The organism is Niallia sp. M35 (assembly GCF_050971705.1).
In the GTDB taxonomy this organism is placed as follows: Bacteria; Bacillota; Bacilli; order Bacillales; family Cytobacillaceae; genus Niallia; species Niallia circulans_A.
The window spans coordinates 188,536-214,101 of record NZ_JBPCEP010000003.1; the positions used below are offsets into that span (position 1 = coordinate 188,536).

General features: G+C 34.6%; 23 protein-coding genes and 1 riboswitch. Of the genes, 18 read left to right on the forward strand and 5 right to left on the reverse strand.

What is annotated here, in order from left to right:
- The first annotated feature begins 4 nt into the window (after window positions 1-4).
- From glsA to NiCM35_RS04800, 5 genes are all read left to right on the forward strand, one after another.
- Window positions 5-934: a glutaminase A gene (gene glsA / locus NiCM35_RS04780; protein ID WP_095328822.1), complete on the forward strand. Its 930-nt coding sequence runs from the start codon at window positions 5-7 to the stop codon at window positions 932-934.
- Window positions 935-1,049: 115 nt separating this feature from the next.
- Complete coding sequence (gene speD / locus NiCM35_RS04785; RefSeq protein ID WP_095328823.1) at window positions 1,050-1,856, forward strand: adenosylmethionine decarboxylase; 807 nt, start codon at window positions 1,050-1,052, stop codon at window positions 1,854-1,856.
- 182 nt (window positions 1,857-2,038) lie between these two features.
- On the forward strand, window positions 2,039-3,208 hold the full coding sequence (locus tag NiCM35_RS04790; protein ID WP_371471786.1) for a M20 family metallopeptidase: 1,170 nt from the start codon (window positions 2,039-2,041) through the stop codon (window positions 3,206-3,208).
- A 164-nt stretch (window positions 3,209-3,372) separates the two neighbouring features.
- On the forward strand, window positions 3,373-5,355 hold the full coding sequence (locus NiCM35_RS04795; RefSeq protein ID WP_433778787.1) for a methyl-accepting chemotaxis protein: 1,983 nt from the start codon (window positions 3,373-3,375) through the stop codon (window positions 5,353-5,355).
- Window positions 5,356-5,526: 171 nt separating this feature from the next.
- Complete coding sequence (locus NiCM35_RS04800) at window positions 5,527-6,975, forward strand: alpha-amylase (RefSeq protein WP_095328826.1); 1,449 nt, start codon at window positions 5,527-5,529, stop codon at window positions 6,973-6,975.
- Between the two features lie 42 nt (window positions 6,976-7,017).
- On the opposite strand, the gene NiCM35_RS04805 is transcribed toward NiCM35_RS04800, so the two are convergent.
- Window positions 7,018-7,659 (reverse strand): LysE family transporter, encoded by a 642-nt coding sequence (locus tag NiCM35_RS04805; protein ID WP_095328827.1) that lies wholly within the window; start codon window positions 7,657-7,659, stop codon window positions 7,018-7,020.
- 301 nt (window positions 7,660-7,960) lie between these two features.
- On the opposite strand from NiCM35_RS04805, the gene map reads away from it, so the two are divergent.
- The 3 genes from map (at window position 7,961) to NiCM35_RS04820 (ending at window position 11,465) form a co-directional block, all read left to right on the forward strand.
- Window positions 7,961-8,704 (forward strand): type I methionyl aminopeptidase, encoded by a 744-nt coding sequence (map, locus tag NiCM35_RS04810; RefSeq protein ID WP_341182200.1) that lies wholly within the window; start codon window positions 7,961-7,963, stop codon window positions 8,702-8,704.
- A 345-nt stretch (window positions 8,705-9,049) separates the two neighbouring features.
- Entirely contained in the window at window positions 9,050-9,466 is a 417-nt protein-coding gene (locus NiCM35_RS04815; RefSeq protein ID WP_341182201.1) for a hypothetical protein, read from the forward strand.
- Between the two features lie 264 nt (window positions 9,467-9,730).
- Window positions 9,731-9,909: riboswitch (Lysine riboswitch) on the forward strand.
- A 155-nt stretch (window positions 9,910-10,064) separates the two neighbouring features.
- Window positions 10,065-11,465 (forward strand): amino acid permease, encoded by a 1,401-nt coding sequence (locus tag NiCM35_RS04820; protein ID WP_095328830.1) that lies wholly within the window; start codon window positions 10,065-10,067, stop codon window positions 11,463-11,465.
- Window positions 11,466-11,525: 60 nt separating this feature from the next.
- On the opposite strand, the gene NiCM35_RS04825 is transcribed toward NiCM35_RS04820, so the two are convergent.
- The gene (locus NiCM35_RS04825) at window positions 11,526-12,029 is read right to left on the reverse strand and encodes a hypothetical protein (RefSeq protein WP_095328831.1); all 504 of its coding nucleotides are present in this window, start codon (window positions 12,027-12,029) and stop codon (window positions 11,526-11,528) included.
- 203 nt (window positions 12,030-12,232) lie between these two features.
- On the opposite strand from NiCM35_RS04825, the gene NiCM35_RS04830 reads away from it, so the two are divergent.
- From NiCM35_RS04830 to NiCM35_RS04855, 6 genes are all read left to right on the forward strand, one after another.
- Window positions 12,233-12,565 carry a PadR family transcriptional regulator gene (locus tag NiCM35_RS04830; RefSeq protein ID WP_095328832.1) on the forward strand — a complete coding sequence of 111 codons (333 nt, stop codon included), beginning with the start codon at window positions 12,233-12,235 and terminating at the stop codon, window positions 12,563-12,565.
- Window positions 12,566-13,321: a DUF1048 domain-containing protein gene (locus NiCM35_RS04835; protein ID WP_123257703.1), complete on the forward strand. Its 756-nt coding sequence runs from the start codon at window positions 12,566-12,568 to the stop codon at window positions 13,319-13,321. It abuts the gene before it with no gap.
- Between the two features lie 119 nt (window positions 13,322-13,440).
- Window positions 13,441-13,854 (forward strand): GNAT family N-acetyltransferase, encoded by a 414-nt coding sequence (locus NiCM35_RS04840; RefSeq protein WP_095328834.1) that lies wholly within the window; start codon window positions 13,441-13,443, stop codon window positions 13,852-13,854.
- A gap of 563 nt (window positions 13,855-14,417) precedes the next feature.
- Entirely contained in the window at window positions 14,418-16,046 is a 1,629-nt protein-coding gene (locus NiCM35_RS04845) for a catalase (protein ID WP_123260876.1), read from the forward strand.
- A gap of 295 nt (window positions 16,047-16,341) precedes the next feature.
- On the forward strand, window positions 16,342-18,219 hold the full coding sequence (htpG, locus tag NiCM35_RS04850; protein WP_433778894.1) for a molecular chaperone HtpG: 1,878 nt from the start codon (window positions 16,342-16,344) through the stop codon (window positions 18,217-18,219).
- 244 nt (window positions 18,220-18,463) lie between these two features.
- The gene (locus NiCM35_RS04855; RefSeq protein ID WP_123257704.1) at window positions 18,464-19,189 is read left to right on the forward strand and encodes an MBL fold metallo-hydrolase; all 726 of its coding nucleotides are present in this window, start codon (window positions 18,464-18,466) and stop codon (window positions 19,187-19,189) included.
- A 171-nt stretch (window positions 19,190-19,360) separates the two neighbouring features.
- On the opposite strand, the gene NiCM35_RS04860 is transcribed toward NiCM35_RS04855, so the two are convergent.
- Window positions 19,361-19,984, reverse strand: a complete 624-nt coding sequence (locus tag NiCM35_RS04860; protein ID WP_095328837.1) for a LysE family translocator — start codon at window positions 19,982-19,984, stop codon at window positions 19,361-19,363.
- Window positions 19,985-20,225: 241 nt separating this feature from the next.
- Here NiCM35_RS04860 and NiCM35_RS04865 point away from each other — a divergent pair, with 241 nt between their 5' ends.
- From NiCM35_RS04865 to NiCM35_RS04880, 4 genes are all read left to right on the forward strand, one after another.
- Complete coding sequence (locus tag NiCM35_RS04865) at window positions 20,226-21,482, forward strand: sensor domain-containing protein (RefSeq protein WP_095328838.1); 1,257 nt, start codon at window positions 20,226-20,228, stop codon at window positions 21,480-21,482.
- Window positions 21,483-21,757: 275 nt separating this feature from the next.
- The gene (locus tag NiCM35_RS04870) at window positions 21,758-22,132 is read left to right on the forward strand and encodes a hypothetical protein (RefSeq protein ID WP_047940673.1); all 375 of its coding nucleotides are present in this window, start codon (window positions 21,758-21,760) and stop codon (window positions 22,130-22,132) included.
- A complete protein-coding gene (locus NiCM35_RS04875) occupies window positions 22,129-22,680 on the forward strand; it encodes a hypothetical protein (protein WP_123257706.1) in 552 nt (183 codons plus the stop codon). Before NiCM35_RS04870 ends, NiCM35_RS04875 begins: the two co-directional genes overlap by 4 nt.
- 147 nt (window positions 22,681-22,827) lie before the next feature.
- Entirely contained in the window at window positions 22,828-23,130 is a 303-nt protein-coding gene (locus NiCM35_RS04880) for a phospholipase A2 family protein (RefSeq protein WP_433778792.1), read from the forward strand.
- A gap of 93 nt (window positions 23,131-23,223) precedes the next feature.
- On the opposite strand, the gene NiCM35_RS04885 is transcribed toward NiCM35_RS04880, so the two are convergent.
- Together NiCM35_RS04885 and NiCM35_RS04890 are read right to left on the reverse strand one after the other, a co-directional pair.
- Complete coding sequence (locus NiCM35_RS04885; protein ID WP_123257708.1) at window positions 23,224-24,492, reverse strand: glycoside hydrolase domain-containing protein; 1,269 nt, start codon at window positions 24,490-24,492, stop codon at window positions 23,224-23,226.
- A gap of 123 nt (window positions 24,493-24,615) precedes the next feature.
- Window positions 24,616-25,566 carry an L-lactate dehydrogenase gene (locus NiCM35_RS04890; protein ID WP_095328842.1) on the reverse strand — a complete coding sequence of 317 codons (951 nt, stop codon included), beginning with the start codon at window positions 25,564-25,566 and terminating at the stop codon, window positions 24,616-24,618.

Here is a 25,566-nt window from a genome sequence, read left to right on the forward strand (position 1 = left end):
AAAAATGCCTTGTCAATCTAATGAAGAATTAGAAAGTATCTTGTTAGAAGCAAAACAATATACACATAATGGGAAAGTTGCTGATTATATCCCAGCACTTAGCAAAGCAAACCCAGATGATTTATCTGTAGCTATTTATCACTCTGATGGTACATGTTATTCAGCAGGCTGCATTCATGAGAAAATTACTTTACAAAGCATTTCAAAAGTCATTACTTTAGCATTAGCACTAATTGAATCAGGAGAAGAGTATGTTTTTAGTAAAGTTGGCTATGAGCCTACTGGCGATCCATTTAATTCTATTGTAAAACTAGAAATGAGTAACCCATCGAAGCCATTAAATCCGATGATAAACGCAGGCGCTCTTGCTGTTACTCATATGATTGAAGGGAACACAGTCGATGAACGATTCCAGAAGATCATTGAATTTGTTAAGCTCTTATCAGGAAATAGTGATATAGGTTATTCAGCAGAGGTGGCTAAATCAGAATTTGATACATCGCATTTGAATAGAGCACTTTGTTTCTTTATGAAACAACATGGCATCATTAATGAAGATGTGGAAGAATTATTGGATTTATATACAAAGCAATGTTCAATCGAAGTAAATTGTTTAGATTTAGCACGAATCGGGATCGTATTTGCTTTAGATGGTAAGGAACCTGTCACAAACAAACAGTTAATGCCAGCACATGTAGCTCGTATTTGCAAAACATTTATGGTTACATGCGGCATGTATAATGCATCTGGAGAATTCGCTGTTCGGGTCGGAATCCCTGCAAAAAGTGGTGTTTCCGGCGGAATTTTAGGCGCAGTACCTTCTCGCTTTGGAATTGGCATTTCTGGTCCCGCACTAGATGACAAAGGCAATAGTGTTGCGGGCTTAAAACTATTAGAAATTCTTGCAAAAAAATATGATTTAAGTATGTTCTAATAATAAAGCTTATCACTAATCTTTTCTATTAAAAATGAGGATTAGTGATTTTTTGGTTATTCCCCAATCTGTTCGGGTAACATAACTGTACCAATTGTTTAAAAGGGGGATAAACATGAGTTTAACACCTCAGCAGCGTATAGAATTACATGGTTTTAACAATTTAACTAAGTCATTGAGCTTTAATATGTATGATATCTGTTATACTCGAACAAAAAGCGAGAGAGAAGCTTATCTTCAATATATCGATGAGCAGTATAACGCTGAGCGGCTGACAAAAATCTTGAAAAATGTTTCCGATATTATTGACGCACATGTTCTAAATATTGCAAAGCAAGACTATGAACCACAAGGAGCAAGTGTAACACTGCTCGTATCTGAGGGACCAGTTGCTGATACTTCAAAAGAAGTATTTAAGGAATCACCTGGACCACTTCCAGGCTCCGTTGTTATGCATCTCGACAAAAGCCATATAACGGTCCATACATATCCTGAATATCATCCAGATGAAGGAATCAGTACATTTCGTGCCGATATTGATGTTTCGACGTGTGGAGAAATTTCGCCATTAAAAGCACTAAACTATTTAATCCACTCTTTTGATACAGATATAATGATTATAGATTATCGTGTAAGGGGATTTACCCGTGATATACTTGGGCATAAACTATTTATCGATCATGATATCAATTCCATTCAAAACTATATTCCCGAAGAAGCAAAATCACAATTTGATATGATTGATGCTAATATCTATCAAGAAAATATATTTCATACAAAATGCAAGTTAAAACAATTCCATTTAAATAATTATTTATTTGCCTGTAAAGAAGAAGAACTGACTGAAGATGATCGTATGATGATAACAGCAAAACTCACACAGGAAATGAATGAAATTTTTTATGGGAAAAATATAAAGTGATCTATTACAAAACTGGCGACAACTTTTAAATAAAGCGAAGCCAGTTTCTTCATTTATCGTAAGATATTTATAAATCTAATGTATAAATATACTAACGATATTATTTTTAAACATATTTTTCTAGCTTTTTTATAAAAAATTGGTAAACTATTATTGTAGAAAGATAGAAAGGTGCGAAAATGATGAAACAAATCATCCTAGATACAATTAATGAAAACGAAGCAAAATTTAAAGATATAAGTATTTATATTGGAGAAAATCCTGAGTTAGGCCATGAAGAATTTAAAGCTTGTGAAATTTTAACTGATACCTTAAAACAGCATGGTTTTAACGTTGAAATAGGGATCTGTGATTTACCTACTGCCTTTAAAGCAACCTTTGACAGCGGCAATGATGGTCCCGTTATCGGCTATATGGCAGAATATGATGCACTTCCTGAGCTTGGTCATGCATGTGGACATAATTTAATCGGGACTATGGGAATTGCTGCTGGAATTGGTCTTAGTAAAGTTTTAAGCGAAACAGGAGGAAAAGTGATTGTTTACGGTACGCCTGCTGAGGAAACAAAAGGCGGGAAAGTAACAATGGCAGAAGCAGGAATTTTTGAGGAGCTAGATGTGGCAATGATGGTCCATCCATTAGATAATTATATGACGAGCGGCGATTCACTTGCAATGGACGCTATCCAATTTGAATTTTTCGGCAAAGCTGCTCATGCTGCAGCAAGCCCGCATTTAGGCATTAATGCACTAGATGCTGTATTACAGACCTTTAATAGTATCAATGCTCTAAGACAGCATATAAAGTCAGATGCGCGTATCCATGGAGTAATCACAGAAGGTGGAAAAGCGGCAAATATTGTCCCTGACTATGCTGTTGCACAGTTTTATGTCCGAGCAGGAAAAAGAGAAGAAGTTAATAAATTAGTAGAAAAAGTAAAACAATGTGCAGAGGGAGCTGCCCTGCAAACAGGTGCTACAGTTAAATCTAGTTTCTATGAATTCTCCTATGATGATATGATTACCAACCAAACTTTATCTGATTTATTTACAAAACAGCTTGTTGATTTAGGCGTAGATGCATCTGAAATACAGGAGCAGCGGGATGGTTCAGGATCCCTTGATATGGGCAATGTCAGCCAAGTAGTTCCATCTATTCATCCCTATGTAAAAATCTGTAATGAGGCATACGCTTGTCATACTCATGAATTTAGAGAAGCTGCTATGTCTGATCAAGGTAGAGATGCCATGATTTTAGGTGCAAAATCAATGGCTCTTACAGGTTTAGAAATTCTTACGAATAAAGAATTACTCGCAGAAATAAAAGCCGAATTTATAAAAAATAAAAACTAGTACTTTTCCCTTACATTCAAATGATAACCAAATTTGAATGTAAGGTTTTTTTTTGTTAAATTAAGGCATTTTTATGACATTTATCCTTCTTTCGATATAGAAGAAAAAGATTCATTTATAATAAGTAGGTCCTATTCTCAATAGTAAAGGAGCTATTAATCAAAATGAGAAAAATACTAAAGCGATTTCATTACAGCATGACGATTAAAAAGAAACTTTATGCAAGCTTTTTTGTTCTATTATTTATTCCAACTATCTTTATTGGGAGCTTTTCCTACTTCAATTCCAAAAATCAGCTAGAGGAAGAAATAATGGACAATGCTTCCCAGCAAGTTAAACGGTTAGACGAAAATATCAACAGCGAATTATCCACTAAAATAAAGCAAGTGGATAAACTTCGAAAAGATTGGGGAGAAGAAAGTAAACCTGTATCAAACGAGCAAATACTTGCTACACTAGAAGACTATTATTATTTTTATGATGACATTGACAGCATATTTTATGCTACAAAGCAAGGACAATATATACAAAAGCCAGATAGGCAAATGGCAGATAATTACGATCCAACCGCAAGTGAATGGTTTATTAAAGCAGAAGAGAGCCCTGAAGAAATTTATATTTCTGATCCATACATATCTGCAAGTACAAATGAAATGGTTGTTACGATTGCTGGAAGCACCAAAGATAGCGATAAAGTAATTGGTTTAAAGATTAAACTTAGTGCCATACAATCTATTGTGAGCAATGTCACAATAGGTAAAAAAGGATATGCTTTCCTTATTGATGAAAATAATGCTTATATGGCACATCCTATCGAAAAAATTGGAGAAATCGGTACAGAAAACTATATCGAGCAGATGAATAGGAAAGAATACGGGACTTTTACATATAGTTTGGATAACAAAGAAAAAAAACTTACTTATCTCACCAATAAGCTTACAGGCTGGAAAATAGCAGGGTCCATGTATGCAAAAGAAGTATCAGAGGCTTCATCTCCAATCTTAAAAGCATCATTTTGGGCCATCATTCTTTTTGTTTTCATTGGTTCCATTCTTATTTATTTCAATACCCAATCTATCCTTAAGCCACTAAATCAATTAAAAGAAAAAGCAGGACTAGTTGGGAAAGGTGATTTAACACAAAAACTAATTGTTAAAAGGAAAGACGAAATTGGTCATTTAACTTCTTCCTTTCAGAAAATGCAAGATAGTTTAAGGCACATTATTATCTATATGGAAAAAAGTATCAGCCAAGTTGCTGCCTCTAGTGAGAATCTTACCATCAGCTCTACTTCATCAACGAAGGTTGTTGAAGATTTAGTGTCTGTTACCCAAGAAATAGCATCTAAAGCTGATTATCAAAAACAACAGATAGAAGCAAATTCTACTAAGCTGAAAGAGATCACCGAGAGAACGGGATTTATTAGAGAAAACTCGTTGTCCATGTCCAATTTAAGCACAATGACAGTTGAAAAAGCGAAAGAAGGAGAACGCGCCATCTATCAAGCAGAAGAACAAATGCAGCTAATTGTGGAATCAGTCAATAAGTCTGATAAACAAATTGATGATCTGAATAAGCGTTCAAAAGAAGTGGAATCAATTATTCAATTGATAAGTTCCATTGCAAACCAAACGAATTTATTGGCTCTTAATGCTGCAATAGAAGCAGCAAGAGCAGGGGAAAGCGGAAAAGGTTTTTCGGTAGTAGCAGAGGAGATTAGAACATTAGCGGAAACTACGCAACACTCTGCCACAGAAATTGAGCACCTAATAAAAGGGATTCAAACGGATACACATTCAACAGTAGATCGAATGAAAAGTGTTCATCAGCAAGTAGATGGGGGACTATCCATTATGTCTTCGGTCAAATCAGCATTTCACTCTATTTCCACTAGTATGAATGAAACGACGCCGATTATTAATCGAGTAACTATCTCTTCTGAAGAGGTGTATCAACACATTAAATTGCTTTCTGAAACCTTTGATACATTACTTTTATTTAGCAAACAAAATGCTGAATTATCAGAAGAAATTTCAGCAGCTTCTGAAGAGCAGCTCGCATCCTTTGAGGAAGTATCTGCTTCTGCCATTACACTTGCTGAAACAGCTGATCATTTAAAAAATCTAATCAGTCAATTTCATTATTAATAATAAGAAATGTCTTCCTATCCATTAAATAAAATTACTTTTCTTTAAATACTATATTTCAAGTAGGCTTGAAATATAGTATTTTTGGGTAGTATTACTTCATATGAAAGCTTCTCAATAATTTTCATTGTGAGAAAAGCTACAAATTATACGGAGTAGGAGAAATGATAGATGGAAAATCAGACATTGATGCAATTTTTCGAGTGGCATTTAGACGCCGATGGTCAACATTGGAACCGATTGAAAGAAAAAGCTGGAGAATTAAAAGAAGCTGGTATTGATTCCATTTGGATTCCACCTGTGACGAAAGCTGCCTCCAATGAAGACAATGGATATGGCGTTTACGATGTATATGATTTAGGGGAATTTGATCAAAAGGGCAGTATTCGTACAAAATATGGAACGAAAAAGGAATTACTGGAAGCTATTGAGGCATGTCATAATGTCGGAATTCAAGTCTATGTGGATGTGGTAATGAATCACAAAGCAGCAGCAGATGAGAAAGAAACATTTAAAGCAATTGAAGTAAATCCTGAAAATAGAGAAGAAGAGATATCAGAACCACATGATATCGAAGCATGGACAAAATTCACTTTTCCAGGAAGAGGAGATACTTATTCATCCTTTAAGTGGAACTTCCAGCATTTTAACGGAACCGATTATGATAATAAGACAAAAAAAGAAGGGGTATTCCGCATTGTAGGCGATAATAAAATGTGGAATTCAAACGTCGATGATGAATTTGGAAATTATGACTATTTAATGTTTGCAAACATTGACTATAATAATGAGCTAGTCCAAAATGAAATGATTTCATGGGGAAAATGGCTTTACGAAACACTAAATTGTGATGGCTATCGATTAGATGCCATTAAACATATAAACCACGATTTTATAAAAAAATTCGCCACTTCCTTGCTGAAAGAAAAAGACGATTTTTATTTCGTAGGTGAATTTTGGAAAGCTGATCTGCAAGAATGTCAGGAATTTTTAGAGCAAATGGATTACAAAATCGATTTATTTGATGTCCCACTACACTATAAATTGCATACTGCCTCCATGGAAGGAAGTAACTTTGATTTAACAACGATTTTCGAGGGAACGTTAGTAAAAGAAAATCCTCTTAATTGTGTAACATTTGTTGATAATCATGATACACAGCCAAATGAATCATTAGAATCATGGGTAGAAGATTGGTTTAAGCAAATTGCCTACAGCCTTATTTTACTTCGAAAAGACGGCTACCCAACCATATTTTATGGAGATTATTTTGGAATTAGCGGGGACGAGCCAATAGATGGAAAAAAGGCAGCCATCGACCCCTTATTATATGTTCGCAAGAAAAAGGCTTACGGCAAACAGGATGACTATTTTGATAATCCAAATATAATTGGTTGGGTTCGCCATGGAGAAGCTGAAATGGAAAAATCCGGATGTGCTGTTGTTATATCCAATAAGGATGATGGAAACAAAAAAATGTTTGTTGGTGAATCACGAAGTGGTGAAGAATGGATCGATTTTACAAATACAAGAAAAGATCGCGTGACAATTGATGAAGATGGATACGGCGAATTTCCTGTTAATGCGAAGAGTGTTTCCGTATGGGGATTGGCTGATTAAAAAAGTGTGGGGATATTGCGAAAAACAACATCCCCACACTTTTTATGAGGAAAAGAATAATTTCATCATTCCTTGATAACCAAAGTACACGCCAAATATAACTAAGGAAGCACCAGAAATAATGGAAATGCCTCTTAAAGTTCTAAGTGTAAGAAAACGTCTAAAGCCGTTTGTTAAAGCAGCTACAATCAAATCCCATAAAGTAAGACCAAGAAAAATCATACTGCTATATATCAATAAAGAACTAGTCCCATTTTCTTGGGCCGTTTTTGCTAATATCGAGCCATATATGCCTAACCAAAATAAAATGGATAATGGACTTGTTATAGACATGATAAAACCTGTTAAAAAACATTTAAACAAAGAATCTTTTCCTCGAAGGGAATCCAATTTAAGATGCTGGGCACCTACAATACTTTCCATCCCCGTATAAATCAAAATAAAGCCCCCAAATAGCCAAAGAAATATTTGAATGATTTCTATTTCAAGAAAATGAACCATTCCTATGTATACCATTATCATAAAAATACCATCTGCAAGCATGGATCCAAAACCAACAATCCAAGCATGCCAAAAGCCATTTTTAATTCCTTTATCAATTCTAGCGGAATTTACTGGACCAATCGGAGCAGCTAATGTTAATCCTAATAAGATATAGCTAAGTAAGATGGTCATACTGAACATTCGTTTCTCCCACATCCTTTCTTGTACATGCTATGTAAAAAAAATAGATGATATGTGATTTTAATTAGAAAAATGAAAACTTATTTATAACCAATGGATAACAACACTTTATTAGCAAAATAACTTCACTAAATATTTAAACCAACATAATTGAGAACGTTAAAAAAAGAATAAGCCATCTCTCTGTTCTTCTTTTTTATTTGGCGATAATAATGGAATTTCTTTTACTTAGTGCTTTATTTAGCATATAATAGTATACGCGAAAAAGATTCGAGAACTGATATAAACAAGGAGAATTTACATGATAGTAAAAAGTGAACAAGACATTAACGGTTTAAAAGAAATCGGGAAAATCGTAAGCATTATCAGAGAGGAATTAATAAAAAATACAGTACCGGGAGTGACGACAAAAGAATTAGATAATCTGGCTGGAAAGTTATTTACCGAACATGGTGCGGTTTCTGCCCCTCAAGAAATGTACGATTTCCCAGGATATACTTGTATATCTGTAAATGAAGAGGTCGCTCACGGAATCCCAGGTGATCGTGTCATTCAAGAAGGAGATTTAGTTAATATTGACGTTTCTGCAAGCAAAAATGGATATTTCGCTGATACTGGAAAATCGATTGTAGTAGGAAATGGCGATCCTAAGCTTATTAAACTCTGTGAAGTAGCACAAGAAGCTTTTGAAGAAGGGCTTAAATGCTTCAAACCAGGAGCGAAGAAGAATCGTATTGGAAAGTTTGTATACAACACAGCAAAAAAGAACGGATTTACGGTAATTAAAAACCTGACAGGACATGGAATTGGAACATCTCTTCACGAGAAACCAGATCATATTCTAAATTATTTTGATTCATGGGATACAGAACTGCTTCGAGATGGAATGGTAATCGCTTTTGAACCATTTATATCAACCGGTTCAGAGGAAGTAGATGAAGGAAATGATGGCTGGACATTTACTACTAAAGATAAAAGCTATGTTGCCCAGTATGAGCACACTGTAATTATTACAAAAGATAAACCAATTATAACAACTTTATAAATATAAAGATGCAAGCTCTGTACCAAAATAAAGTACCAGACCATAGACAAACACCTTACAATTCAAGGTCTTCGCCTATGGTCTTTTTTTATTCCTTTTTGCGACAACTGTTCACTATGACAAGGACAAGTATGACTACTTTGCTACAGGGAAGACACTGAAAAAGTTCAATTTGAGATTGTAAGATATCCCTATTCTATGTTCATTTATGAAAAACTGGTGATACAATGTATTTATGTGTTCACGCAGACAAATATTTGTAAATTAATAGTTCGAATTAGGAGTAGTGAGGTGCTAAATTCAAAGTAGAGAATTGCTTTACCGCTTGAAAAGGAGAGAATTTTTTTGAAGAAGAAGTTTCTAATCACCGGCTTAGTCTTATTTATAGTTATTTTTTCAAGTTTCTATGCATATGCTTCAACTCTGTCCATTTCTGTTAAGTCAGACAATGGCATGTGGAAGTATACCTATAAGAAAAATTTAGATCTAAGTGAGCCTACAGGCTGGCAGGGTAAATTAAAACAATTAGATAAACAAAAAGTGGAAGTAAAAGAATTAACATTTACAGACAACGATGAGATATTAGCACAAACTGATTCCTTTGTGGAAGGAACAGACATAGATGGGTCAGTCACTACTCTGCATCCTTTTGCTACAGAATTTTATTTAGGAAATAGTCCGAAAAGAGGGCATATTTATAAAATGGCTGTAAAATGGCAGAAAGAGGGAGAGACATATGAGGATACTTTCACGATTCATTAAACAATTGAACTCCATCGATTTCACAGTAAACTTAAGCTCTGTTTTAAAGCAGAGCTTATTTGTTTAGAAAAATTTAAAATTGGGAAAAACATAATAAAGCAATTGACAGTGCTTTTTAGAAAGTTCTTAAAACGAATAAACGATAAAAGAATCTATAATTGTGAATTTAGCGACATTTCCCTCTATTTATATATCCATTGACATTGATGGTCAGATCCCGTAACCTAGTACATGTAATTTCATAACAAAATCCTTATCAGCTCGAGATGAGGTAGAGGTCGCGATTTTTATTAGTAAAAAGAGGGAAAGCCAGAGAGCTTATTGATTGCTTTTGAAAGGAAATATCGCCGAAGCACTATTATTCTCTGATAATAGTAGCTGGGTCTGCATACGAATAGGTGCAGAACTGTCATAGGATCTTACTATGATGAACTATCCTGTTTATCTGATGGTGTTTTAGCGTTTCACACCATTTAAAGGTGTGTTTTTTTTATGCCTTAGAAATAATAAAAATACAATTGATTGTATACAGATATAAGGCTTCAAGTAAATCTCCTATGTCCTAGCATGAGCAAAATACATCATAAAGGAGACAAATATGAACACAAAAGGAAAATTAGGATTGGGGATATTAATATCCTTAGTCGTTGGAAATATGGTTGGCTCGGGAATATTTATGCTGCCACGCTCATTAGCGGAAGTCGCAAGTCCAGCTGGGGTTATTCTTGCATGGTTATTAACCGGATTTGGTGTGTTAGTTACAGCCTTAGTATTTGGAAATTTAGCTATACGCAAACCAAAATTAACAGGTGGTCCACAAATTTATGCGAAAGAGTTATTTAAACGAGGGTCCAAAAAATCTACTTTATCTGGTTTTATGTCAACATGGGGATATTGGATTGGAAATTTAGCGGGTAATGTTGCCATTATCACTACTTTTGCAGGCTATTTATCCACTTTTTTCCCTATTCTAACAAGTGAAGCAGCATTAATAAATATTGGCTCTTTTACCCTTTATGTGGGAAATGCGTTAACCTTTCTTGTTTGTACCATTTTATTATGGGGAACCCATTGGATCATTTTAAACGGTCTAGAGAATGCAGGAAAATTAAATATACTCGCTACTTCAGCAAAAGTAATCGGTTTTATGCTATTTATTATTATTGCTTTATTTGCATTTGAAACAAGCAATATCCTTCCATTTGCTGAACCTAAAGTAAATGCATCAGGTCATTCGGTTGGTCTGTTCGGACAAATCAACAGTGCAGCTATCACCACATTATGGGCATTTATCGGGGTAGAGTCGGCCGTCGTTTTTGCCTCTCGCGCAAAAAAACAGTCAGATGTTAAAAAAGCAACCATTATTGGACTATTAATTGCATTAGCAATCTATATTGGTATAAGCACACTTGTTATGGGAATTCTTTCCCAAAATGAACTAATTGCTTCGCAGAAACCTTTAATCGATGCGATCGAAACTGTACTGGGACCAATTGCCGGTAAAGTACTAGCAGCTATCGGGTTAATCAGCTTATTTGGCTCTACGATCGGATGGATTATGTTAAGCGCAGAAGTACCTTATGCTGCTGCTAAACAAGGAATTTTTATTCCTGCTTTCTTAAAGGAAAATAAAAAGGGTATTCCAACCTTTTCTTTAGTCGTGACCAATATTTTAGGGCAATTGTTTATTTTCTCCACCGTTTCAAAGAGTATTTCGCAGGCATTTGACTTTATCATTTATATTGCGACATTAAGCTATCTTGTTCCTTATTTAATTTCGTCTATTTTCCAATTAAAATTAGTTATGTCAGGAGAAACGTATACTTCCATGAAATCGAGAAGAGTAGACTTTGTTATTGGTATCATTGCAACGATATATTCTATATGGGTAATTATTGCAGGAACTGCAGATATTAAAACATTTAGCTTCGGAGTACTTTTACTATTAAGTGGAATTTTTTTCTATAACCAATTGAATAAAGGAACTAAACCCGAATAACACAATTGTCCGAGAGGTAAAAACTTTGTTTTTACCTCTCGGATTTTTTCTTATAACGGATTAAAGTGATTCACTCACTGTATTATCATCCCATTCCACTTCATGCTCTTTCGCAAGTTTATCTAATTCATTCATATATTGTCGAATCAGTTTACGAGCTTCCTCCAGCATAGCATTTGCCTCTTCTATTAGCGCGATATCCTGTGTTTCTAGCGCTGTAAGTATTTTCACAAATGCATTGTATTGTGTGTCAGCACCTTCAATATATATTTCATGAATTTCTCTTAATTCCTCTGTTTCCACTTGTACTGAATTCAACTCTTTAATAAATTCATTATAATTGGGTATAACCGTAGTTTGGATTGTATCATACATGGTCCAATCATCCGTATAATTAATACCCGAAACAGAATCGTATGCAGAAACAGCCTTTACTTCTAATTCAAACGCTGTTTTCATATCTTCATTTACATATTCAAGTAAATCCTCTCGAACTGGATCCGTTGAACAAGCTGTAATTAAAAACAGAAAGGGTAAAAACAAGATTTTAATAACTTTTTTCACTACTCCACCTCCTTCTCCTTACTGTATGAGGGAGTGGAAGTCCACTATGAAAGCTAATTGGAAAAAGATGAGCCTAATTTTCTACAAGTATCTTGCAATGCAAAATACCATATGGTAAGATAAGTTTAAAGATAGAATGTTGCTATACAATATAGCGTCTATCTTGCTATACAATATAGTCTGAATAGAAAGGATATATGTCCATGTCAAAAAGTCAGATGTTAAAGGGAGTTTTGGAAGGATGTTTACTTGCAATTATATCCAAAGGAGAGATTTATGGTTATGAAATGATTGAAAAATTAGAAGCTTATGGATTTACCATGATTAGTGAAGGAAGTATTTATCCTGTACTTTTACGAATGAAAAAGGAAGAGCTTGTTACAGTAGAAACAAAAGCATCTCCATCTGGTCCAAAGCGCAAATATTATTCTCTTGCGGATAAAGGAACTAAAGTCCTAGATGAATTTGCTGATACGTGGACAGAACTGGCAACAAGTGTACATTGGTTATTAAAAGATATAAGGGAGGAGAAGTAAGTGAAATTATCGAAAGAAGCAGAAGCTTTTGTGGAAAATTTATATCTATATTTATTAACAACAGGAAAAAAGGAAAAAGAAATCAAAGAGATTGTCGAAGAATTGACCGATCATTTACAAGAAGCAGAAGCAAATGGAAAGAATATATCAGAAATAACGGGAGATTCCCCAAAAGCATATATGGAAAGTTTAGCAAAAGAAATGCAGACAGATTTAATCGAATGGGGGAAACTATTACCACATGTATTTATTAGTTTAATTGCCTATACCTTAATTGGAAAAGTTATTTTAGGCGAAAATCAAATATCTTTATTAGTTGGATTAGGTTCTCTATTGATTAGTGTTGTCATGCTTGGTATGTACGTTGTCATATTCCGTTTCATTTCATCAAGAAATGTCTCTAATAAAAAAGCATTTGCCATAATATTCCCCTTACAATTATTAATTATAGGAATGTTTATTGTGTTAATGTTCTACGGGAATAATTATGGACCAGTATATATGATTGATACGGTAACTAAACAACTACTATTCTTTCTTATTCCTTTTGTTTATTTATGCTGGTTTGCTTGGTGGAGTAAATCATGGGTTGTCTTTTTCCCTGTTATTCTCTATCTTCCAAACCTTCTAGTAAAACCTTTACCTATGTCAGAAGAAATGAAGACTATAACATCATCCATTATTTTCTTTGTATTCTTGTTCGGGTATTTTATCTGGATAATTTGGCAAGGAAAAAAGGCGCAAAAATCTACTTAATAACCTCTTAAAGCATATCTGAAAAAGATATGCTTTTTTGTAAAAAATAATTGAATATTAATTCATAATAATGTATAAATATAATTATAAGAATTCGAAGATTAAAGGGGAAAAGAAGCATGGATTACATTATAACAGAAGAGCTCCCACCATTCATAAAGTTTGCCCGATTACATGAGGACAGCGGTTTATTAAAAAATAAAAAAGGAAACTATACCCGGGAACAATTGTATAAAGCAGCAAAAAACAGCTGGTACTCTGTTTCTATTTATAATGATCAAAAACTTATCGCCTTTGGTCGCATGATATCAGATGGAGTATATCAAGCATTAATTTGCGACGTAATGGTTCATCCTGATGAGCAGGGCAAAGGATTAGGAAAGCAAATAATTGAAAAGCTCGTATCTAAATGCCAGCAATCAGGTATTCAATCCATTCAATTATTTTCAGCCAAAGGAAAACATCCCTTTTATAAAAAATTAGGATTCATAGAAAGAGAACAAGATGCTCCTGGCATGTCTCTCCATCTTTAAAAACTGCATTTTGTATGTGGTTTTTTTATTTTTTTCTTGTGCATATCCATCCTTATTCTGGTAACACTATTTACGTACTTAAAGAGGAGGAGTGTAAAGAAGAAGGAAATGACTATTTAACATCTAGGAAAAGTCTGAACCAATAGATTAGGTCATCTACTCGATTAATAACCAGCAAATCGAAGAGCCTTTATTACTATTGATCTAATTTACTTTCATTGTTGCTTTTAATATGTTACATAGTTTTTTTTACTTTTTTCTATTAACTGCTTTAAAAATCTGTTTCATTTTATACCAGAATTTGCATGTATAGAAATAGGTTAACCAAGAATTTAATGGGTAAAAGTAAATAAAGAAAAGGTATGTAATCCATTTACTATTTCATTCCTTTTATTAGTATTATGCAAGTTCTTTGAGAATGAGAGTAAAAAAAATACCGTAACCCCAATATTTAAATGGTTTTACTCCATCCTTTACTTCCAACAGCATGAATTAACATTTATTGGATACAACTAATAATGACTAATTACTAGGAGGTTATTTATTTGACAGAGAAAAAAGATATGAATAATAAAAAGGGACAAGATCAAGATCGCGAAACGTTAACAACGCGACAAGGACATCCTGTATTAGATAATCAAAACATCCGTACTATTGGGAACCGCGGTCCTGCCACACTCGAAAATTACCATTTTATTGAAAAGATCTCCCATTTTGATCGGGAAGAAGTACCAGAGCGTGTCGTACATGCACGTGGGTCTGGAGCATTTGGGTATTTTGAAACTTACGGAAAAGTAGGAAATGAACCGGTTGAAAAGTATACTCGTGCAAAAGTGTTTTCCGGAGCAGGGAAGAAGACACCATTGATGGTTCGTTTTTCTACTGTTGCTGGGGCGAAGGATTCACCTGAAACAGCACGCGATCCACGTGGATTTGCTGTAAAAATGTATACCGAAGACGGAAACTGGGATTTGGTTGGAAATAACCTTAAGATATTCTTTATTCGTGATGCCATGAAGTTTCCAGATATGATACATGCCTTTAAAGCAGATCCAGTTTCAAACGTACCAAACCCACAACGTATGTTTGATTTTGTTTCCCGCACTCCTGAGGCTACACATATGATAACCTTCCTTTTCTCACCATGGGGAATTCCAGCTACATATCGTCATATGCAGGGTTCTGGGGTGAACACTTATAAATGGGTAAATGAACAAGGTGAAGCAGTATTAGTAAAATACCATTGGGAACCAAAACAAGGCATTCGCAATTTGACGCAAGAGGAAGCAGAATCTATTCAAGCCAAGAACGTTGGCCACGCTACACAAGATTTATATGAAGCAATCGAGCGTGGGGATTATCCTGAATGGGAGCTTTACGTGCAAATCATGGAGGATGATTATCATCCAGAACTAGATTTTGATCCTCTTGATGATACGAAGCTTTGGCCAGAAGATAAATTCCCATGGTTGCCAGTTGGGCGTATGGTCCTCGATCGTAATCCGGTCGATTTTCATACCGAAATTGAGCAAGCCGCTTTCGGTACTGGTGTACTTGTAGATGGAATGGATTTTTCTGACGATAAGATGTTACAAGGGCGCACCTTCTCTTACTCTGATACTCAACGCTATCGTGTTGGTGCAAATTATCTGAAAGTACCAGTAAACGCTCCAAAAGCACCTGTGCGCACAAATCAACATCGTGGGCAAATGGATGTACGTGATCCGAAAGAATCTGGGGACAACCCACATATCAACTATGAACCATCTATGCTTGGTGGTTTTAAGGAGGCAGGGAAAGAAGAGCGGGTGCCTCATCAGCCGACCTATAATGCTGCGGCGATGAGTGCACCAATAGACCGACCTAATAACTATGGACAAGCTGGTCACACATACAGAAGCTTTGAAGATTGGGAGCGCGAAGAATTAATAAAAAACCTATCGGAAGCACTGGCAATCTGTGATGAAAAAATTCAAAATGCAATGATTGAACACTTTACACAAGCAGATGAAGATTATGGCCGCCGTGTAAAAGAGGGCATCGAAACGAAAATGAAAGAGATGAAAGAAATGGCCAAAGAAAATGTTCCAGGGCGTGAAGCAGGTCAATCAAAATATGGGCAAGGAACAATAGATGCCAATGAAGCTACAAAAGATGCCGTGAAGAAAAGCCATGAAGCTGATCCTTATTAATAAGTGGAATGGTAGATAGAAAAAACAGCTACTAAAAGTTCATAATCCTAAAAAGGAGACACATTTAAAGTTGTGTCTCCTTTTTAGGATTATTAGACCTATTAACCATCCATTCACCCTGACTTTAGCGGGGAATTTTTTTGTGCTAACGACCATTCCGTGCATTCCTTTCCTTTATATAACAATAATTGACATCCCTTATGAAATATGATATTTAATTAATAGATTAGCACTCATTACATTTAAGTGCTAATATTATTACATAAGACAATGAAGAAAGGGTGTATGAAAATTGATCGAAACGAAAGAATTTAAAGCCGAATCGAAACGTTTATTAGAAATGATGATCAACTCCATCTATTCGCAGCGGGAAGTATTCTTACGTGAGTTAATTTCAAATGCTAGTGATGCAATTGATAAAATTTATTATAAAGCTTTAACAGATGACTCTATTAATTTTGAAAAGGATAATTATTTTATTAAAATTACTGCTAATAAAGAAAACCGTACGTTAACCATTTCTGATACTGGTATTGGAATGACAAAGGAAGAATTAGAAGCAAATTTAGGTACAATTGCTAAAAGTGGTTCCCTTGCTTTCAAAATGGAAAATGCAGCGAAGGATGGCCATGATATTATTGGGCAATTCGGTGTAGGTTTCTATGCACCGTTTATGGTGGCAGATGAAGTAACCGTTATTACTAAATCACTGAACAGTGATACAGCTTATAAATGGATGTCAAAAGGTGCTGATGGTTATACCATTGAAGAAACGGAGAAATCAACAATCGGTACTGATATCATCCTTACAATTAAAGAAAATGCAGAAGAAGAGCAGTATGATGAATTTTTAGAAGATTATCGTTTAAAATCGATTATTAAAAAATACTCTGACTTTATCCGTTACCCAATTAAAATGGATGTAACGACAAGTAAGCTAAAAGAAGGCACAGAAAATGAGTATGAAGAAGTTAGCGAAGAACAAGTCATTAACAGTATGGTTCCCATTTGGAAAAAGAATAAAAACGAGTTAACAGAAGAAGACTATCAAAATTTCTATGAAGAAAAACGTTATGGCTATGATAAGCCATTGAAGCATATTCATGTTAGCGTAGATGGAGCAATTCGTTATAATGCAATACTTTACATTCCTGAAAAAACACCGTTTGATTATTATTCTAAAGAGTATGAAAAAGGACTAGAGCTCTATTCAAATGGTGTCTTAATTATGGAAAAATGCGCAGACTTGCTGCCAGACTACTTTAGTTTTGTCAAAGGGATGGTTGATTCTGAAGATTTATCCCTTAACATTTCAAGAGAAATGCTGCAGCATGATCGTCAATTAAAACGGATTGAAAAGAACTTAACAAAGAAAATTAAGAGCCAGCTCCTCAGCCTTTTAAAGGATGAAAGAGAAAAGTATGAATCCTTCTATGAATCCTTTGGAAGACAAATCAAATTCGGTGTCTACAATGATTTCGGGATGAATAAAGAAATGTTACAGGATCTTCTCTTATTCTATTCATCTAAAGAGAAAAAACTAGTATCATTAGACGAATATGTAGAGAGAATGCCAGAGGATCAAAAATTCATTTATTATGCAGCTGGTGACTCGATTGATCGTATCGAAAAACTTCCACAAACAGAATTAGTAGCAGATAAGGGCTATGAAATTCTTTATTTAACAGATGATATTGATGAATTTGCAATAAAAATGATTGCAACATATAAAGAGAAGGAATTTAAATCCGTATCAAGCGGAGATTTAGGCCTTGATCAAGAGGAAGAAAAAGAGGAAAAAGAAGTAACAGAAGAGAACAAAGCGTTGTTTGATTACATGAAGGAGATTCTCTCTGGCAAAGTCAAAAACGTAAAAGTGTCTACCCGCTTAAAATCACATCCTGTATGTTTAACGGCAGAAGGGGAAGTTTCGATTGAAATGGAAAAAGTGTTAAGTATGATGCCAGACAATCAAAATATCAAAGCAGACAAAGTGTTAGAAATTAATAAAAATCATGAAATTTTCCAATCATTAAAAGAGGCTTATGAAAAAGACAAAGACAAAGTGGCTCTTTATACAAACCTTTTATATAATCAAGCCCTATTGATTGAAGGTTTGTCTATTGAAGATCCTGTCGAATTTACGAATAATATTTGTAAATTAATGAAATAAGAAAAGAAATTGGCTGGGACTAAGTTTTCCAACCAATATAAACTCGAACGATTATACGGAGATCCTAAGAGAATTTTCGGATAATTGTTCGAGTTATCTTTATTTTAAGAAGAAAATGGGGGAGAAAACATCTGCCCCTATTTCAAACTATACATCATCCCTATTCTTATAAATTTATGTTTTACTAATTAAAACGAAAACGCTATACTTATAAAAAAAACTATCAGAGATGGGGAACAATATTATGGCAGAATTAAAAGGAATAGAGATCTTGACGATTGAAAAAAATTCCTTTGTCATTCACCCAACCCTTATATGGGATGAAAAACAAACCTTATTAATAGATACAGGAATGCCGGGGTATATGGAAGATATAAATTTAGCGATGGCCAAAGCAAATAAATCCTTGGAGGACTTAACGGGAATTTTGTTAACACACCAAGACATTGATCATATAGGTAGCTTACCAGAAATATTAACCGCATGTACGCAGCATTTAACGATTTACGCACATGAAGGAGATATACCTTTTATAGAAGGGGATATACCTTTATTAAAAGCAAATCCTGATAATTTTAACGAAAAAGAATGGAAATCACTTCCTGATTCATTAAAATTTATTTATCTCCATCCACCTAAAGCAAAAGTTACTGCTTCTCTACAGAATAATCAACTATTAGACATAGATGGAGGTATAGAGATAATTCATACACCTGGTCATACACCAGGGCATATTAGCCTGTTTCATAAAAGATCTGGTACTTTAATTGCTGGAGATGCCTTAATAGCTGCCAATGGTCGCTTGCAGCACCCAAATCCAGTACATACACCAAATATGAAGCTAGCGATTCAATCCCTCAAAAAGTTTTTAGCTTATCCAATTAAACAAGTCGTTTGCTTTCATGGAGGAATGGTTACAGAAAATATCCAAGAGCAATTAGAAGGTTTGGTTCAAACGAAAACTCTTTAAAAATAGTGCACTATTAGAAATAATCCTAAAAATGCTTTACATACTTTTAGGAGATATTTCTAATAGTCACTTTCCCTTTCACTTAGTCTATTATTTAAACCACAAAGGTTTTGCTTCTCCATGTAGACAAGGAAAAGGGATTCTACTGGAGAATAAAAGAAACAGCCGACATTATAAAAAGAACTGAATTCCGCGAATCCCAAAATAACCTCCAAACAAAACAAGAATCAGGCCAGAAATTCTACTAACAAAAGTGATTAGCTGTTCAGATACGACATTTCGGAAAAAACTGGACAGCACCGATACGGTAATATCCCAGATTGCTACGCCAAATAACATGCATCCCGTATATAGAAGTACCGTGCTTGTACTAAAATTATGTATAGTAGAGGCTAAAATAGATCCATATATTCCTAACCAGAAGATAATCGATAACGGATTCATAATACTCATCAGCAATCCTGTAACAAATGACCGAAGCATAGAATTATTGTCTTTACCCCTACTTGATATAGTGCTAGTTTTAGTCATGACTCCTTCTATTCCTGTGTAGATGAGGACAAATGCACCGAACAACCAAAGAAAGGTTTGAACAATTGGGATATTAGCCAATTTTGCCACGCCAAAGTATACGAGAATGATAAAGAATACATCACCTAAGAGAGAACCTAGCGACAGAACCCAAGCATGGTGAAATCCATACCTAAGTCCTCTGTTTATAACCGCCGCATTTACTGGCCCTATCGGGGCTGCTAATGATAAACCCAAGGCAATATAATATAAAATACTGTCCATAAAGATCCTCCTAATATAAACGTCTATAATTAACGTATTCAATAAGGAGAGCATGTACCACATTTTTAGAAAACTTTTTCCATTCATAATTGGATTGTCTATATTTTGCAAAAGCAAAATCGAATAGTAAGTACTTCTATTGAAAGAGAGGACATCTTTTAATAATAGACTGACAATGATATAATATTAAAAAAGAAAATACCTATTTGCCTATAATTATTTTTTAGTAGGAGACATAACTATGAATGAAAATGATACGCCATCTCTTGATTTTTTTCGCATGCTTGTTGAACATGTAAGTGACTGGATATGGCAATTAAACGAACATTGGCAATTTACGTATTCCAATTCAATCGTTGAAGACATATTAGGTTATTCATCTGCTGAAATACTTGGGCAATCTCTGTTTTCTTATATTAAAGCAGATGAAATTCCAACATTAAAAACAATATTTTCAACCGCTAAGGAACATAGCAAAATTCTCCATAATATGGACTTCACCATGATACACCGAAATGGCTATGATGTATTGATCGAAACAAATGCGAAGCCTATAATAAATAGTCAAAACAAAGCAATCGGATATAGAGGAATCAATCGAGATATTACCTTATGGAAGAAAAATCAAGAGCGTCAGCAACAATTACTAGATATAATTGAGGCTTCTCCAGATTTTATAGCGACGGCAGACAGTAAAGGAAATACCACTTATTTAAATCCTTCTGCTCGATTCTTTCTTGGCATTTCTGAAAGTACGGAAGACTTGCAATCTGTGAATGCACAACTTTGGACAAATAAATTTGTTGAATTAAATGAAAACGGCATTTCAAACGAAAAAAGTATATGGCAAGGAGAAAATGTCCTATGCAACGCACTCGGGAAACAAGTTCCTGTATCGCAAACTATTGTCAGTCATAAAGCTACCTATCAAAATGTTCATTTTCTTTCCACCATTGCAAGAGATATATCAGAAAGAAAGGCATATGAAGCAATTATTAAACGCCAAGCACTATACGATACATTAACAGAACTGCCTAATAGACGCTATTTATATAAAACCATGACTGAATTAATAGAAGTCCAGAATGAAAGCCATTCATTTGCTTTACTGTTTATAGACATTGATGACTTTAAACAAATAAATGATTCATTAGGACACAAATACGGTGATCGAGCACTGAAGCTGATTGCAGCTAGGATGAAAGGATCAATCAGAGAAACAGATTTTTTATGTCGTTTGGGTGGAGATGAATTTATTCTTCTCATTAAGGATATGAATACAGAACATGAATTAGAAAATTACGCCAAGAGAATACTTGCTATCTTTAATCATCCTCTTCGAATGGACAATAAACTTTATTCTATATCTTGCAGTATCGGTATCAGTATCTATCCATATCATGGGAAAGATATCGAAACATTAATGCAAAATGCTGATAAAATTATGTATCATATGAAAAAATCAGGGAAAAACGGATATCAAATAACTAAACAATAAAAAATTTGATTCAAAGGCAAATGTCTTTGGGTCTTTTTGTTCATAGGTACAAGGACCCGCTATTAAAATCTATCTTTAAATACTTTCGATGATTCTTGGAAAATTCAATTGGCAGAAGGGCTGTTTGCAACTATTTTCATATAATAAAAGTTGCATAATTATCCCAACTTATCTAACTATTGAAGGATTTTGTAGAATATCATCGAAAAATAATGAAAAAGAATGTATAATAGGTACTTAGGAAAGTAGATTCTGAAAGAGGGAGGATCTTTAAAATGGAATGGACACTAGCCATATTGTTTATTGCAGCAGCCATTTTGCTCATTACTTCCGTAATTAAAGCAAAACAAACGTCAAAATCAGAGCAACGTGAAATAGATGTAATTCACCTTTCTGTGATGGAAGAAATAGCACAGTTGCAAAAACAAATACGCCATCTTGAGTTGGACATAGAAATATTAGAAAAACAAACAGGCGTTCAGCTAGCTTCTAAAGACCGAATGGTTTTACGAGAAGTGCTTGACTTGCATAGACGTAAGTATTCAGTTGAAACAATTGCAGCTCAAAAAAAGCTTACTCAAGCTGAAGTAGAAGAAATGTTAGCTCCTTACTTAACTGGAAAAGAGGAAAGGAGAAGTGTTTTACAATGAAGCCATCAATAATTACCAGCTTCGCAGCGGGGGTTCTTTTAGCGACTTCTGTTAGTGGCATTGTCTATTTTTCTACGAAGGATGATACAGCGAATGCTAAAACAAACAATAATGTCCAAAAAGTAGATAAAGTAGCAAGTGATGCAGCAAATACGCCAACTGTTGAAGAAATGAAAGATATCTTAACAAGCAGTGGCTATGTCGTTCAAACTTCTGATGAAGCAAAGAAAAAAGAAGATGATGTGAAGAAACAAGCATCTAAATCTAATACTTCTGAAGAAAAGAAAGATGACAAAGACAAAAAAGAAGAAGATAAGAAAAAAGAGGAAGTTAAAACAGTTACTGTTAAAGTTTCAAGTGGTATGACTAGTTATGATGTAGGAAGCATTTTACATGATGAAAAAATCATTAAAGAAAGTGCCTTAGAATTCTCGCAAAAAGTAGATAAAAAAGGCGTAGCAGAATACTTAAAACTAGGATCGTTTAAAATTAAAAGCGATATGTCAACCGACGAAATTATTTCCACTATCTTCAAAAAAAGAAGTTAACTTATAAAAGCTTGTCCGAAGTTTTCCTTTGGACAAGCTTTTATTTTTTATGAAACAATTTTTCATATGGAAGTTTTCCTTTTTAGATTGATTCCCCAAGCTATTTCATACAAGCATCATAATCTATACAGAAGGGAGAATCAGAAAATGCCAAAAAAAAGAAGGAAAAGAAATCCGATTAAACTATGCTTGCCTGGCGGATATCGATATTGCGGACCCGGCTGCAGTGGCCCTGGTGCACCGATCAATTATGTTGACTCCTGTTGTCGAAGGCATGATCAATGTGTAGAGACATATGGTTCTTGTCGCTATTGTGACGAAAAATTACTCCATTGTATCCAATCAAAATCTAGAGAACGAACTCAAGAAGGGAAGACAGCCAGACTGATCTCTGACTTCATGCGATTTCGACTGGAAATCAATGGCGGATGGAGAGGCAGACGCTTATAAGTTCCTATAACGCGGCATCGGTGATTTTCATTTCTAGATTTAAAAAATGGACATCTTACTTTTCGAATTATTCGTTAGTAAGATGTCCATTTTTTATTGTTTCCATAATACATTTGTCAGTTTGCTGTCGAATAGATTAGTATCTATATTACATGTCTGATCATTAATACCATATTGCCAGCCATAGGCAAGCGACTCTTCCGGTGCATCCACTTTAAATTTGGGAGCATCTTCTTCTGTAGTTATCCCAATATTAGGAGAGGCAGACCATAGAAATGTATTATCTTTTATTTCCTCTTTGTTTTTTACAGCTTCATTAAAGGAAACAGTTAACGCTTCATCTTTATCAAAAATACCATAAATAGCAGGCTTATAGATAGATTTACTAACTTCGGCATACCAACCTTCTATAAAGGCGGCATCCACAGGATAATTGGGTTCTATATCCGCAAAAATGGCTACACCATCTGGGGCTCCAAGCTCCTTAGCCAACTCAATTGCCTTCTTCGCTTCACTTACACCATTATCATACCCTGTTGCGTCTGTAAACCCATTATATATTAGTAAGATATCCGCTTCATTGGAATGAATTAAATCGACTTGATCTGCCGTCAAGCCATGAGAAACACCTTCATTTGTTCCTAGATAGCGTGCAATCACTTTAGGATTTCCAAAGTTATCTCTTACACAAGCAAGAAAATCCTGTGTTGTTTCACTTGCAGAATCAATTCCCCATAAATAGGATGTTTTTTCCTTGTTTTCCTCATTTCCGTTTGTTTCTTTCCCGTCGTTTTCCTCCTTACCATTATCTTCTTTATTATTTCCGTTGTCGTTTGTATCTCCATTATCATTATTGGAAGATTCTTTCTTCCCATTTGTATTAACTTCATTGGAGACATTAACGTCCACATTTAAATCTAAATCATTCAATATATTATTCGCTAGCTCTGCTTTATTACTAGAGAGAATATTATTCGTAATATTATTATTGGTCGTACCATTTACCTGTCCTTTTAACAAGTTTTCAATAGCATTATTAATAGTAACAGATGCTTCGTTTTCTGTCTTATTTTCAATACTATTATCAATTGTTGCTTCTTTATCTTCTAAATCATTTTTCACCTTATTTTCTATTGTTGCTTTAGATTCGCCACTCACTATATTTTGTATATTGTTTGTTACAGAAATATTAACATTGCCTTGACCGCTTTCCGTTGTGACATTACTTTCGGAATTAACTGAATTGCCTTTTTCTTTGTCCGCTTCCACTTTATTTGCTTGAAAAAGCAAAACAGTAACAATTCCAGAAAAAAGAATCAAGAAAGTAGCAGCTGCTATAAGAAGGTATTTCTTCCAATCCATTCTGTCACACCTTTCCTAATTTACTTACTTTATAAAGTATGTAAATTAGGGAATTTGGGTGTGGGCTATTTTTGGAGAGAATATATTATCATTGCAGCTACAGCTAACAGAGGAATTAGATTATTAGCTAAAGTGCGGTTTGAGAATATCTTTTAAAACAGCAGCGCTTTGATGAAATTTTTCTTGTTCATCTGAAGCTAATTCCAACTCAACAACTTCTCGTATTCCCTCTCTATTTATAACAGCAGGAACACCTATATAGACATCCTTTTCCCCATATTGACCATCCAAATAGGCAGAAACCGTTAATACACTATTTTCATTACTTAAGATTGCTTTTGTTATCCGTACAAGTCCCATCGCAATTCCGTAATAGGTTGCCCCTTTTCCTTCAATGATTTTGTATGCCGCATCCCGTACATTCACAAAAATATTATCTAAATCTTCCATTTTATAATGAGCAGCCCTTTTCATTAACTTATAAACCGGGATACCAGCAACATCTGCCGAGCTGTAGGCAGGTAGTTCACTATCCCCATGTTCACCAATAATATAGGCATGTACACTAGTTGGGGCAACTTTAAAATAATCTCCTAGTAAATAGCGAAATCTTGCGGTATCTAATATCGTACCAGAGCCAATGACTTGATTTTTCGGTAAACCACTATAGCGCCAAGTAGCATAGGTTAAAATATCTACTGGGTTTGTGGCAACTAAAAATATTCCATTAAATCCACTTGCCATTACTTGTTCGACAATGGATTTAAAGATTTTTAAATTTTTTTCCACTAAATCAAGACGTGTTTCTCCTGGTTTTTGATTGGCTCCTGCACATATGACAACTAAATCCATTTCAGCACAGTCTTTATATTCCCCATATTTAATACTGATTGGATTAGGGGCAAATACCTTGCCGTGATTCAAATCCATTACATCGCCAAATGCTTTGTTCTTATTTAGATCAATTAATAATAGTTCATCGACAATTCCTTGATTCATTAAAGCAAATGCATAGCTAGATCCAACAAACCCAGTGCCGATTAATGCTACACGACTAACTTTATTACTTAACAT

What these genes read in the sequence shown, in the direction of transcription:
- glsA (WP_095328822.1), top strand. Translation starts at nt 5, where the DNA reads ATGCCTTGTCAATCTAATGAAGAATTAGAAAGTATCTTGTTAGAAGCA.
- speD (WP_095328823.1), top strand. Translation starts at nt 1,050, where the DNA reads ATGAGTTTAACACCTCAGCAGCGTATAGAATTACATGGTTTTAACAAT.
- NiCM35_RS04790 (WP_371471786.1), top strand. Translation starts at nt 2,039, where the DNA reads ATGAAACAAATCATCCTAGATACAATTAATGAAAACGAAGCAAAATTT.
- NiCM35_RS04795 (WP_433778787.1), top strand. Translation starts at nt 3,373, where the DNA reads ATGAGAAAAATACTAAAGCGATTTCATTACAGCATGACGATTAAAAAG.
- NiCM35_RS04800 (WP_095328826.1), top strand. Translation starts at nt 5,527, where the DNA reads ATGGAAAATCAGACATTGATGCAATTTTTCGAGTGGCATTTAGACGCC.
- NiCM35_RS04805 (WP_095328827.1), bottom strand. Translation starts at nt 7,659, where the DNA reads ATGTTCAGTATGACCATCTTACTTAGCTATATCTTATTAGGATTAACA.
- map (WP_341182200.1), top strand. Translation starts at nt 7,961, where the DNA reads ATGATAGTAAAAAGTGAACAAGACATTAACGGTTTAAAAGAAATCGGG.
- NiCM35_RS04820 (WP_095328830.1), top strand. Translation starts at nt 10,065, where the DNA reads ATGAACACAAAAGGAAAATTAGGATTGGGGATATTAATATCCTTAGTC.
- NiCM35_RS04830 (WP_095328832.1), top strand. Translation starts at nt 12,233, where the DNA reads ATGTCAAAAAGTCAGATGTTAAAGGGAGTTTTGGAAGGATGTTTACTT.
- NiCM35_RS04840 (WP_095328834.1), top strand. Translation starts at nt 13,441, where the DNA reads ATGGATTACATTATAACAGAAGAGCTCCCACCATTCATAAAGTTTGCC.
- NiCM35_RS04845 (WP_123260876.1), top strand. Translation starts at nt 14,418, where the DNA reads ATGAATAATAAAAAGGGACAAGATCAAGATCGCGAAACGTTAACAACG.
- NiCM35_RS04855 (WP_123257704.1), top strand. Translation starts at nt 18,464, where the DNA reads ATGGCAGAATTAAAAGGAATAGAGATCTTGACGATTGAAAAAAATTCC.
- NiCM35_RS04860 (WP_095328837.1), bottom strand. Translation starts at nt 19,984, where the DNA reads ATGGACAGTATTTTATATTATATTGCCTTGGGTTTATCATTAGCAGCC.
- NiCM35_RS04865 (WP_095328838.1), top strand. Translation starts at nt 20,226, where the DNA reads ATGAATGAAAATGATACGCCATCTCTTGATTTTTTTCGCATGCTTGTT.
- NiCM35_RS04870 (WP_047940673.1), top strand. Translation starts at nt 21,758, where the DNA reads ATGGAATGGACACTAGCCATATTGTTTATTGCAGCAGCCATTTTGCTC.
- NiCM35_RS04875 (WP_123257706.1), top strand. Translation starts at nt 22,129, where the DNA reads ATGAAGCCATCAATAATTACCAGCTTCGCAGCGGGGGTTCTTTTAGCG.
- NiCM35_RS04880 (WP_433778792.1), top strand. Translation starts at nt 22,828, where the DNA reads ATGCCAAAAAAAAGAAGGAAAAGAAATCCGATTAAACTATGCTTGCCT.
- NiCM35_RS04885 (WP_123257708.1), bottom strand. Translation starts at nt 24,492, where the DNA reads ATGGATTGGAAGAAATACCTTCTTATAGCAGCTGCTACTTTCTTGATT.
- NiCM35_RS04890 (WP_095328842.1), bottom strand. Translation starts at nt 25,566, where the DNA reads ATGTTAAGTAATAAAGTTAGTCGTGTAGCATTAATCGGCACTGGGTTT.